At 53.9% G+C, this 12,003-nt stretch carries 10 protein-coding genes and 1 pseudogene; 6 read left to right on the top strand and 5 right to left on the bottom strand.

The window, feature by feature from the left end; all coding sequences use genetic code 11:
- Positions 1-78 precede the first annotated feature (78 nt).
- Positions 79-2,016 (bottom strand): murein transglycosylase, encoded by a 1,938-nt coding sequence (sltY, locus tag FEK43_RS04970; protein WP_135408857.1) that lies wholly within the window; start codon positions 2,014-2,016, stop codon positions 79-81.
- 335 nt (positions 2,017-2,351) lie between these two features.
- Here sltY and ettA point away from each other — a divergent pair, with 335 nt between their 5' ends.
- The gene (ettA, locus tag FEK43_RS04975) at positions 2,352-4,019 is read left to right on the top strand and encodes an energy-dependent translational throttle protein EttA (protein WP_000046754.1); all 1,668 of its coding nucleotides are present in this window, start codon (positions 2,352-2,354) and stop codon (positions 4,017-4,019) included.
- Between the two features lie 153 nt (positions 4,020-4,172).
- Here the strand turns inward: ettA and FEK43_RS04980 are convergent, their stop codons facing one another.
- Positions 4,173-5,060 (bottom strand): LysR substrate-binding domain-containing protein, encoded by an 888-nt coding sequence (locus FEK43_RS04980; protein WP_000566334.1) that lies wholly within the window; start codon positions 5,058-5,060, stop codon positions 4,173-4,175.
- A gap of 133 nt (positions 5,061-5,193) precedes the next feature.
- Between FEK43_RS04980 and FEK43_RS04985 the strand changes: the two genes are divergently transcribed.
- The 5 genes and pseudogenes from FEK43_RS04985 to FEK43_RS05005 all read left to right on the top strand — a co-directional run.
- Positions 5,194-6,204, top strand: a complete 1,011-nt coding sequence (locus FEK43_RS04985) for an aldo/keto reductase (protein ID WP_000023622.1) — start codon at positions 5,194-5,196, stop codon at positions 6,202-6,204.
- A 19-nt stretch (positions 6,205-6,223) separates the two neighbouring features.
- Positions 6,224-7,021, top strand: a complete 798-nt coding sequence (locus FEK43_RS04990; RefSeq protein ID WP_000762716.1) for an SDR family oxidoreductase — start codon at positions 6,224-6,226, stop codon at positions 7,019-7,021.
- A gap of 25 nt (positions 7,022-7,046) precedes the next feature.
- Positions 7,047-7,463, top strand: a complete 417-nt coding sequence (locus FEK43_RS04995; protein ID WP_001140838.1) for an SRPBCC family protein — start codon at positions 7,047-7,049, stop codon at positions 7,461-7,463.
- A 157-nt stretch (positions 7,464-7,620) separates the two neighbouring features.
- Entirely contained in the window at positions 7,621-7,833 is a 213-nt protein-coding gene (locus FEK43_RS05000; RefSeq protein ID WP_000848792.1) for a DUF1471 domain-containing protein, read from the top strand.
- Between the two features lie 66 nt (positions 7,834-7,899).
- Positions 7,900-8,028, top strand: a pseudogene (locus FEK43_RS05005) (hypothetical protein); the annotation flags it as partial.
- 271 nt (positions 8,029-8,299) lie between these two features.
- On the opposite strand, the gene nadR reads toward FEK43_RS05005, so the two are convergent.
- The 3 genes from nadR to serB are packed head-to-tail and all read right to left on the bottom strand — an operon-like array spanning position 8,300 to position 11,952.
- Positions 8,300-9,532 carry a multifunctional transcriptional regulator/nicotinamide-nucleotide adenylyltransferase/ribosylnicotinamide kinase NadR gene (gene nadR, locus FEK43_RS05010; RefSeq protein WP_130204790.1) on the bottom strand — a complete coding sequence of 411 codons (1,233 nt, stop codon included), beginning with the start codon at positions 9,530-9,532 and terminating at the stop codon, positions 8,300-8,302.
- 20 nt (positions 9,533-9,552) lie between these two features.
- Positions 9,553-10,935 carry a DNA repair protein RadA gene (radA, locus tag FEK43_RS05015; RefSeq protein WP_001029698.1) on the bottom strand — a complete coding sequence of 461 codons (1,383 nt, stop codon included), beginning with the start codon at positions 10,933-10,935 and terminating at the stop codon, positions 9,553-9,555.
- A gap of 48 nt (positions 10,936-10,983) precedes the next feature.
- Entirely contained in the window at positions 10,984-11,952 is a 969-nt protein-coding gene (gene serB, locus FEK43_RS05020) for a phosphoserine phosphatase (RefSeq protein ID WP_001132956.1), read from the bottom strand.
- Between the last annotated feature and the right edge of the window lie 51 nt (positions 11,953-12,003).

Genomic DNA, 12,003 nt, shown 5'->3' on the forward strand with positions numbered 1-12,003 from the left:
ATTGTTAGCGGGGGAAGCAAAATGCCTCCCCCGGTTGTACTCGCTAAAGAGTACGATAGCATATCATAAAGGTTCAAATCAGTAACGACGTCCCCATTCCGTAGCGCTCAAAAGCGTGGGCTTATCGCCCATGAAATAGCGATAGTACGCGTCATAAGCCAGCACATTTTTCACATAACCGCGCGTCTCGGAAAACGGAATACTCTCGACAAACGCCACCGCGTCGATACGCCCGGCGCTGTTACCAAGCCACGTGCGCACCCGCCCTGGACCGGCGTTATAAGCTGCCGAGGAGAAAATGCGGTTATTGCCAAATTGCTGATAAACATATTGCAGGTAACTGGTGCCAATGTTGATGTTCGTTTCCGGATCCAGCAATTGCCCAGGGCTGCTATAACCAGGAATAGAGAACATCTTCACCGTCTGAGTCGCCGTACCGGGCATAATCTGCATCAGGCCGCTAGCTCCTACCGGTGATTTCACTTTCGGATTCCAGGCGCTCTCCTGACGGGCAATCGCCATTGCATAGCTTTGTGGGATATCTTTGCCGTTGGTGTAACGTTCGAAGAGATCGTTGTAGGCCAGGGGGAATCGTTCTTCCAGATGATCCCACAATTTCCCGGCGATCGTCGCCTGAACACTGAGATCCCACCAGTGATTATTAAAGGCATAGCGTGCCAATTGCGCCTGCTCTGTTTTTGACTTGCTCTTCACCAGATTGGCCCACTCGCTACGTGCGGTGTTATCCATATTCCAGTACATCAACTCGCGCACGCGCGCCATCTCCGGCCCCTGGATCAGGACGCTGTCAACGTTCTGCGGCGCTTTATCAATCTTTAGTTGATACTCTTCGCCAATACGTTGCGCAGCGACCATCGGGTAAAATCCACGCTGTTGCATGAGTTGATGCAAAATCTCTTTTGCTTCAGCTTCACGCCCGCGTTCCAGCAGTATATCCGCCTGCCAGTAGCGCCATTCATCTTTATCTTTCGCCTCTATTGGCAGACGCGCCAGCCAGGTATTCAGACCACGGCGATCGCCAGTGCCAAGCGCCATCCGCACGCGGCGTTCAATTAACGACGTGGATTGCGAACGCATAATCGCGTCATCACGCCATTTCGCCTGTTCGTCGGTAACATCGTTGCCCATCAGACGCCAGGCGACGATATCACGCAGCTCCTGAATCTGATCCTCATTAAGCTGCTGTGCCTGGGCAAGTGAAGGGATCATCAGTCGTGCGTTTTCAGCATCCTGACGCGCCACGCTGGCAAATGCCACCGCCGCCATCTGACGGGTAAAATCGGTCGCGCCGGTGGAACGCGCGAAGGTCAGCACAGTATTAGGATCATTCGCCAACGAAATAATTGCCGAAGCAATAGTCTGGTAATCGGCAGGCATTTGCCCTGCCAGCACCGTCACCAGCCCGGTATTGCCTGCTTTCATCGCAAGGCGGATACGCTCTAAATAAGCCAGGGGTTCTTGTTTGCCGGACGCTCGCCAGACGCTAAATAACTTGTCACAAGCGTTAGGCTGGCTCTTTCCGGTTAGCCACAGCTCTTTCGCCCCCTGCCAGGCTTCTTCACTCTGCCCGGTGTTCCATTTTGCATAGTAGTAATTACACTGGGCTTCGGTTGTGCCTGGCTTTTCCGGGCTAAAGGCTAACAAGCCACGCCAGTCTTCACGCCGCGCCAGTTCATTGACGAAACGAGATTGCAGCGTGCGAGCGGGAGGAAGCGTGGGGTTAGCGCGAACAAAGTTAGTGACCGTCACCGCCGGTTGATTCATCAGATCATCGGTGATCTGGCGATATTCCAGGTAGGGGTATAACGGGTAATCCTTCAGGGATGGCATCATTTGTTCGACCACATCCATTTGTCGGTTATCCCAGGCCTGCTTGATTTGCGCGTAACGGCTACGCTGCTCATCCAGTGAGTCGGCTCGCGCCACGCTGCTGACCGTCAGCAGACAGACACCGGCAGCCAACAGCCGCCAAGTAACTTGTTTGGCTTTTTCCACAAGCGCACCCTCTAAGTGTAAATACATCAATGCAGCATCATGCCGCGTAATAGATTTATGCTAACCAGTCATTGCCGTTTACGCCACGTTACGGACACTTTTTTACTTTTATACTCTAAATAATTCGAGTTGCAGGAAGGCGATAAGTGAGTGAGTCCCCAGGAGCTTACAGAAGTAAGTGACTGGGGTGAGCGAGCGTAAGCGCAGCACATGCAACTTGAAGTATGACGAGTATACTGCGAAGGTGATCGACCAACTGGGATTAGGCGGGGAAAAAGGCTACACTTCGCCTTTGAAAATTCATCATCACGATAAACATAGAGGCGAAGTCCAACGTGGCTCAATTCGTTTATACCATGCATCGTGTCGGCAAAGTTGTTCCGCCGAAACGTCATATTTTGAAAAACATCTCTCTGAGTTTCTTCCCTGGGGCAAAAATTGGTGTCCTGGGCCTGAACGGCGCCGGTAAGTCCACCCTGCTGCGCATTATGGCGGGCATTGATAAAGACATCGAAGGTGAAGCGCGTCCGCAGCCAGACATCAAGATTGGTTACCTGCCGCAAGAGCCGCAGCTGAACCCGGAACACACCGTGCGTGAATCCATTGAAGAAGCCGTTTCTGAAGTGGTTAACGCCCTGAAACGTCTGGATGAAGTGTACGCGCTGTATGCCGATCCGGATGCCGATTTTGACAAACTGGCCGCTGAACAGGGCCGTCTGGAAGAGATCATTCAGGCTCACGACGGTCATAACCTGAACGTACAGCTGGAGCGTGCGGCGGATGCGCTGCGTCTGCCGGACTGGGACGCGAAAATCGCTAACCTCTCCGGTGGTGAGCGTCGTCGCGTGGCGTTGTGCCGTCTGCTGCTGGAAAAACCAGACATGCTGCTGCTCGACGAACCGACCAACCACCTGGATGCCGAATCCGTGGCCTGGCTGGAACGCTTCCTGCACGACTTCGAAGGCACCGTTGTGGCGATTACCCACGACCGTTACTTCCTCGATAACGTTGCGGGCTGGATCCTCGAACTGGACCGCGGTGAAGGTATTCCGTGGGAAGGCAACTACTCCTCTTGGCTGGAGCAAAAAGATCAGCGTCTGGCGCAGGAAGCTTCTCAAGAAGCGGCGCGTCGTAAGTCGATCGAGAAAGAGCTGGAGTGGGTACGTCAGGGTACTAAAGGCCGTCAGTCGAAAGGTAAAGCACGTCTGGCACGCTTTGAAGAGCTGAACAGCACCGAATATCAGAAACGTAACGAAACCAACGAACTGTTTATTCCACCTGGACCGCGTCTGGGCGATAAAGTGCTGGAAGTCAGCAACCTGCGTAAATCCTACGGCGATCGCCTGCTGATTGACTCCCTGAGCTTCTCGATCCCGAAAGGGGCAATCGTCGGGATCATCGGTCCGAACGGCGCGGGTAAATCGACCCTGTTCCGTATGATCTCCGGTCAGGAACAGCCGGACAGCGGCACCATCACTTTAGGTGAAACGGTGAAACTGGCGTCTGTTGATCAGTTCCGTGACTCAATGGATAACAGCAAAACCGTTTGGGAAGAAGTTTCCGGCGGGCTGGATATCATGAAGATCGGTAACACCGAGATGCCAAGCCGCGCCTACGTTGGCCGCTTTAACTTTAAAGGGGTTGATCAGGGTAAACGCGTTGGTGAACTTTCCGGTGGTGAGCGCGGTCGTCTGCATCTGGCGAAGCTGCTGCAGGTTGGCGGCAACATGCTGCTGCTCGACGAACCAACCAACGACCTGGATATTGAAACCCTGCGCGCGCTGGAAAACGCCCTGCTGGAGTTCCCGGGCTGCGCGATGGTTATCTCACACGACCGTTGGTTCCTCGACCGTATCGCCACGCACATTCTGGATTACCAGGATGAGGGTAAAGTTGAGTTCTTCGAAGGTAACTTTACCGAGTACGAAGAGTACAAGAAACGCACGCTGGGCGCAGACGCGCTGGAGCCGAAGCGTATCAAGTACAAGCGTATTGCGAAGTAATGCGTAAAATGCCGGGTGCGGCGCGCCAGCATCGCATCCGGCATTAGTTAAATGATGAGTCCCCGAAAAGGCAGAATTCTCTTTAAGTGTATTAGCTCAGATGCGGACTGACATCTCAACTCAAGCGGGAACTCATGGTTCCCGCTTAACGTTTTATTCACCGCGCAGAATCTGGCGGAAATGGGAAACCAGCGGACGTTGGTTGGCTTTATGCCAGGCTGCCCATAATTGCGTTGAATAATTCATCCACGGCAATTCACGTAATACCACCCCTTCCGGCGCATTATGACGCAGACTATGTTGAATTAAGGCCAGACCTAATCCCGCAGCGACCAGACCTAATGCCGTGAGGGGTTCACCCGCTTCCAGGCGAATATCAGGATTAAACCCGGCGTTAACACAGGCGGCGACAAAATGATCGCGAGAATGCGCATCGTCGTTATGAATCACCGCAATCCACTGCTCATCGCCAAGTTGTGACGCAACAAGATTTTCCTCCTGCGCCAGAGGATGATTTTGCGGTAAGGCCAACAACATTCGATCATCCAGAACCTGAATATATTCCAGATCCTGCTCGCTGTCGGTGGGCGGCGTATCGACCAGAGAAAAATCGAGACTGCGCTGGCGCAGGCCTTCAATCTGGGTAGCCGGTGGTTGGCTGTAAAGAGCGATATGCACATTCGGACGCGATACACGTAACGTACGTAACGCCGTAGAAAGTACACCGGAATGCATGGCGTTTTCGATATAGCCAATACACAAGCCCCCATCTTCCCCCCGTCCCAGGCGTTTGCCTAACGACTCCAGGCGGTTGGCGTGTGTCAGCAACGAACGTGTTTCGGCAAGGAATGTCTGTCCATCAGCGGTCAGGCGAATGCGCTGCTGATTACGCTCAAACAGCGTCAGCCCCAGTCGTTCTTCCAGTTGTGCAATCTGGCGGCTCAGCGGCGATTGCGAGATATGTAATCGCTCGGCTGCGCGTCCCACGTGCTCTTCTTCTGCGACCACCACGAAGTACTTCAGTTGGCGTAAATCAATCATGTTAGACCTCAAAGGACTTAAGTCAGACGAATTATGTCCTATCAAGTCACAACATCGCAAGGTATTGTGATCCACGTCACAGGGCGATAGCAAAAAAACGCCCTAACACAAACCGAATAATTGAGGACATCTTATGAGCATTAAAAATTTACTCCCCGGCAAAATTGGCTTAGGCGGCGCACCACTTGGCAACATGTTCCGTGCCATTCCGGAAGAAGAGGCCCACGCCACCGTGAGCGAAGCCTGGAACCTGGGGGTGCGTTACTTTGATACCGCGCCGCTGTACGGCTCTGGCCTTTCTGAAATCCGCATGGGTGAAGCGCTGTCTCAGTATCCACGCGATGAATACGTTCTGAGTAGCAAAGTCGGTCGCATCATGCTGGACGAAATGGAAGATCCGGCAAAACGGGATTTCGGTGAAAAAGGTGGCCTGTTCGAACACGGCCTGAAAAACAAAATTCTGAATGACTACTCTGCTGACGCCACGCTGCGATCGATTGAAGACAGCCTGAAACGCCTGAAAACAGACCGTCTGGACATTGTCTGGATCCACGACCCGGCGCAGGACTTCTACGGTGACAGCTGGCTGGAGCAGTTCAACATTGCCCGTACCGGTGCATTTCGTGCGCTGACGCGTTTGCGTGACGAAGGTGTGATTAAAGCCTGGGGACTGGGTGTGAACCGCGTCGAACCTTGCGAACTGACGCTGGCGCTGGACGAACCGAAGCCGGATGCGTTCCTGCTGGCGGGGCGTTATTCCCTGCTGGATCACGAACGTGCGCTGCAACGCCTGATGCCAGAAGCACTGGAACAGAACGTGGATATCGTTGTGGGCGGTCCATACAGCTCTGGCGTACTGGCAGGCGGCGAGCACTTTGAATATCAGAAAGCCTCTGCGGCCATCCAGCAGAAAGTGGCGCAAATTAACGCCATTGCCACACGTTTCAATGTGAACGTTAAAGCGGCTGCGCTGCAGTTCGCGCTGGCAAACCCGGCCGTTGCAGCGGTTATTCCTGGCTCCAGCCGTCCTGGCCGTATGGCAGAAGATCTGGCTGCACTGAATGCGCCTGTTCCGGCTGAATTCTGGGCAGAAATGCGCCGTCAAAATCTGGTTGCGGAAAACGCTCCGCTGCCGACCCGTTAATCAACCTGGTGAGAAAACGATGAAACTGGATCTGACAGGTAAAGTCGCGGTGGTCAGCGGCTCAACCTCCGGCATTGGGCAGGGTATCGCCGCCGGACTGGCAAAAGCAGGCGCAACGGTGGTTGTCGTCGGCCGTAAACAGAGCGGCGTTGATGACGCCATGGCTGCGATTGCGGCACAAACTCCCACAGCGTCACTGCGCGGCGTGGTGGCGGATCTCAGCACCGAAGACGGCGTGGCTGCGCTGATCGCTGCAGTCCCAACGGCTGATGTGCTGGTCAATAATCTGGGCATTTTTAACGATAAAGATTTCTTTAGCGTTCCGGATGATGAGTGGATGCACTTCTATAACGTCAACGTCCTCTCCGGCGTTCGTCTGGCGCGTCACTATGCGCCAGGCATGACGGAACAGGGCTGGGGGCGGATTATCTTTGTCTCGTCCGAATCCGGCGTGGCAATCCCTGGCGACATGATCAACTACGGCGTCACCAAAGCCGCGAATCTGGCGGTTTCTCATGGTCTGGCGAAACGACTGGCGGGGACCGGTGTGACCGTCAACGCCATTCTGCCAGGGCCAACCTTTACCGATGGCCTGAAAGAGATGCTGGCGGATGCCGCTGCACAATCGGGACGCAGTGCGCGTGAACAGGCCGATGAGTTTGTTAAAACCTCGCGTCCGAGTTCCATCATCCAGCGTGCGGCAGATGTGGAAGAAGTGGCGAATCTGGCGGTTTATCTCGCGTCACCGCTTTCCTCGGCAACCACAGGGGCAGCCTTGCGCGTCGATGGCGGCGTCGTCGACACCCTGACAATGTAACCCTATAAATTAAGAGAAAATTATCATGGCTAAAACAACTGTATCGATCGAAATTCCGGCTTCTGCCGACGCCGTATGGCAATTGATGGGCGGCTTTGATGCGCTGCCAGACTGGCTGCCGTTCATCCCGAAAAGCGTAGTGACAGAAGGCGGTCGCGTTCGTTCGCTGACAACCTCTGACGGCGGCACTGTGGTTGAACGTCTGGAAGCGTTTGATAACCGTCAACGCAGTTATACCTATTCCATTATTCAGGCACCGTTCCCGGTGGTGGATTACCTCTCCACCATTACCGTTCATGAAACCGCCGACAGCCAGGTTTCCCGTGTGGAATGGTTCGGTGAATTCACCCCGGTGAATGTGACGAACGAAGAGGCCGAGGCGCTGTTTACCGGCATCTATCGGGATGGTCTCAAGGCGCTAAAGGACAACTTTGTTGCCTGATGCGATCGACAGGCGTCGGAACGTCCGGCGTCTGATTATTAACAAAAACAGAATAGTCTATTGCCATTTGTATCATTTATGTTATCAGGCAGCAGGCGTATTCTCTCCCCATCGCGTTAATAAACGCCAAACAATTAAGACACTCTGGAATATAAACATGAAAACGATCATCGCAATTTTTACGGCTTCTCTTTTCTCTGTCGCGGCGTTTAACGCATCGGCGCAAAGCGTGACAGCAACCGGTACAACACTGGATTCCGCTGAAGCGGTTATTGCGCAGAAAGCGAAAGAGATGAACGCCTCTGAATACAAAATTACCAGCGCTCGCATGGGCAATACCGTCACCATGAGTGCCGAACTGTATAAATAATCGCGCGAGGAACCCATTACGTAATTTGCTAAATATGCGCTGAATGCGTTGCCATGAAAAAACCGTATTGTACTGCCACCGATGACGCGTTCCCGCGCCGGTGCGGGTGACGTTGCGATTGACATGATGGCGGAGTATTACGCGCAGCGCGCCAGTGCTGGACTTATCATCTGCGAAGGTACGCAAATCAGCAGAAGCGCTGCGCATAATTTTCCACGGCACGCTGATTTACTCCGGTAAATACACCAAAGCGCGCGCCGAAGCGAACTGTCAGATTTGATTGCATTCTGGCTACGCAACCGGTCGGTTGGAGTATGAAGTTGCTCACGAATAGCCTTAGCATCCGCAATTTCGTAGCGGGTCACCCGTACAGGTTCTTTCTAATCTCGACAGTCTCTTCCAGAGAGGTTTTCAACTCATCAAAAAAACTCATTTTATACCTCGCCTTTGAGCAGTTTCGTCACGGTTATCCCTGCTCCCCCATCATCTCCCGCACCAGCTCCACGCAGCGCAGGAAACGGCTGTCGTAATCGTCCTCTTCAACTCGCACAAATTCGATATTGTTCTCTTCCAGCATCTCCACCAGCAAGTTCTGGAACTCTTTACGATCCACCGAACTGCCGAGGCTGCGTAAACCATCCGCCACCCACGGAGTGTTGTTCTCCAGCAGGATCACCAGATCAAAACGGTATTCATCGATCAGCGCCTGTACAAACGGATGTTCGCGCCCTTCGTATTTTTTGCAGAACGCCTGAGTAGTCACAAAATCAGTGTCGATAAACGCCACTTTATTGGCATATTTTACTGCAAAATCAATATATTGTGCGTGTCCCAGCGCGATTTTATCGTAGTCGGAATACTGCAATGCGATCTCATCGCCGCCGAGATGCGAAAAGACATAATCACGACCAAACTCCCACGCACTGGTGGTGTTGAAGATATTGGCGAGTTTGTTTACCAGGGTGGATTTACCGCTCGATTCACCACCGAGGATCGCCACGGTGCGCACAAAAAACGGCTTCACTTCGGTAGGAATATATTCCCAGTAGCGGAACGGGTTTTCGCGGATCTGCGCACCGCTGATACTCATAAAGGTGCGTTTCGGATCGACCAGCACTGTTTCGATCCCCAGATGTTCCATATACTGCGGCGCGTCGGCTTCTTCCGAGGTGTAGATCAGATCCGGCTGGATCCCCTTTTCAGCCATAAACTTTTTGATGCCGTTACTCCACACATCCCAGCCGTGCGGATACGGCTCCATGCCCTCTTCGTTAAAGGCATGAATACGAATGTTTTTTTGATACTTAAAGGTTTGCAATAACCAGCGCAGACGATCCGGCACGGTCGGCTGCTGCGACATGGCACTGTCTTCGAACAACGCGCGGTCACGGGTATCGTCAAAGCCCATAATGATATGCAGCTCGTCAACCTGGCTACAGGCGCGCTGGATAAGGTAGATATGTCCGGTATGCAGTGGGTAGAACTTACCGAATACAACGCCGATCGTTTTCTTCTGCCGTGGAAACTCAAGCCCCAAAAAACGGTGCAACGCCTCCAGCTTTTGCGCGCTGGGGCTTTTGATTTTAGCATTCAGTAACTGGCTTAAATACCCTTTGGTCATACCGCTGGCATCAGCTACCTGCTGTAGCGTGCAGCCCTGTTGCTTGATGGCAGTTTTCAGGTAATCAAATGACGACATATCTCCCTCCGTATCTCTCATTATAAGTCGTCGAACACGCTAAGCGCGTCGGAGAGTTTTTTAACGCCAAAAATCTGCATCCCTTCCGGCGCTTTTTTCGGTACGTTAGCCGCCGGAACAATCGCCCGCCGAAAACCGTGTTTCGCCGCTTCCGAGATTCGTTCCTGGCCGCTGGGCACCGGGCGGATCTCCCCTGCCAGCCCGACTTCACCAAATACCACCAGATCCTGCGGTAGCGGTCTGTCACGCAGGCTGGAAACCATCGCCAGCAGTAACGCTAAGTCGGCGCTGGTTTCTGTTACCTTCACGCCGCCGACCACGTTCACAAATACATCCTGATCGGCCATTTGCAACCCACCATGACGGTGCAGCACCGCCAACAGGATCGCCAGACGGTTTTGTTCCAGCCCTACTGCCACGCGGCGTGGATTCGCCATCATCGAGTGATCGACCAGCGCCTGAATCTCCACCAGCAGTGGACGCGTTCCTTCCCATACCACCATCACTGAACTACCAGAGGTCACTTCATCGCCACGGCTTAAAAAGATGGCTGAAGGGTTGCTGACTTCACGCAGCCCCTGTTCGGTCATCGCAAATACGCCCAGCTCATTCACCGCGCCGAAGCGGTTTTTATGGCTACGTAAGGTGCGAAAACGGGAGTCGGCATCGCCGTCCAGAAGCACCGAACAGTCGATACAGTGTTCCAGCACTTTAGGGCCAGCCAGTGAACCATCTTTGGTTACGTGACCGACCATGACAATCGCCACACCGCGCGTTTTGGCGAAGCGCGTCAGATAAGCCGCCGTTTCACGCACCTGCGCCACGCTGCCTGGCGATGACTGAACATCCGCCATATGCATCACCTGGATCGAGTCAATTACCATCAGCTTCGGTTGCTCTTCTTCGGCAATCAGGCAGATCTGCTCGATGCTGGTTTCCGACAACATATTGAGATTGTCGGTCGGCAGGCCAAGGCGATGAGCACGCATTGCCACCTGTTGCAGCGACTCTTCGCCGGTGACATACAGCGTTTTCATCTGCTGCGCCAGTTTGCACAGCGTTTGCAGTAGCAGCGTGGATTTCCCGGCACCTGGGTTACCGCCAATCAGAATGGCGCTTCCCGGCACAACGCCGCCGCCTAATACGCGGTCGAACTCTTTAAATCCGGTGGAAAAACGCGGCAGCTCTTCAAGGCTGATATCGGAGAGTTTCTGGACTTTAGCCACTCCGGCGCTACCGGCATAGCCACTCAGACGCTCGTTACGCGCCACCGTTGGCGACGCAGCAAGACGCACCTCGGTGATGGTGTTCCAGGCATGACAGGCGCTGCACTGCCCCTGCCAGCGCGGATAATCGGCCCCGCATTCATTACAAACAAAGGCGCGTTTTGGAGCTTTTGCCACGGTGTACCTCGTTAATGCTGTGCCGCCCGCAGGATGACGGGCGGGCAATTACTTCTGATTCAGGCTGCCAGAGAGGATGCAGAATACCCCCATCAAGTCAGCGTGACGGATGGTGACTTCCGTCTTTTCATTCACTTTTGGCTTGGCATGGTAGGCAATCCCCAGCCCTGCCGCTTTGATCATCGGCAGGTCGTTGGCACCATCGCCAATCGCCACGGTCTGCGCCAGCGGAATTTCATATTCCTGCGCCAGCCGGGTCAGGGTTTTCGCTTTGTACTGCGCGTCCACAATGTCGCCGATCACATTGCCGGTAAATTTACCGTCCATGATCTCCAGTTCATTGGCTACCACGGCGGTTAATCGCAGCTTGTCGCGCAGGTATTCAGCAAAGAAGGTAAAGCCGCCGGAGGCAATCGCCACTTTCCAGCCCAGCGTTTCTAGCTTCAGCACCAGTTGCGTTAAGCCTGGCATCAGCGGCAGATTTTCACGCACCTGTTGCAGAATATTGGCGTCAGCGCCTTTCAGCGTCGCCACGCGGCTACGCAGGCTAGCGGTAAAATCGAGTTCGCCGCGCATCGCCCGTTCGGTCACTTCCGCCACCATCTCGCCCGTTCCAGCCAGTTTGGCAATTTCATCAATACATTCAATCTGGATGGCGGTGGAGTCCATGTCCATCACCAGCAAACCCGGCGTGCGCAGGTGCGGGATTTTCCCCAGCGGCGCGACATCCAGCTGCGCCTCGTGGGCCAGGCGCGTAGCCCGGGCGGTGAGTGAACCTGCCAGACGAATCACCTGATAATCTTCCACGCACCAGGCGGCAACAATCACCATTGCCGCGCCCAGTTTGCTCTGGTATTGGGTCAGACGTTGTTTATCCAGCCCACGACCATACAGCAGCCAGCCGCTACGACCTGCGTGGTAATCCAGTGGCATCACTTCATCACCACTTAATGAAAGAGGCAGACCCGGCCATAAAGAGACATCTTCAGGCAGGTCGCACCAGGTAATGTTAGGCATTAAGGCTCCTGTAAAATCGTTCGAAGCAGGGAAAATAACGCATGAGGCTAC

The organism is Escherichia sp. E2562 (assembly GCF_005781075.1).
Classification (GTDB): domain Bacteria; phylum Pseudomonadota; class Gammaproteobacteria; order Enterobacterales; family Enterobacteriaceae; genus Escherichia.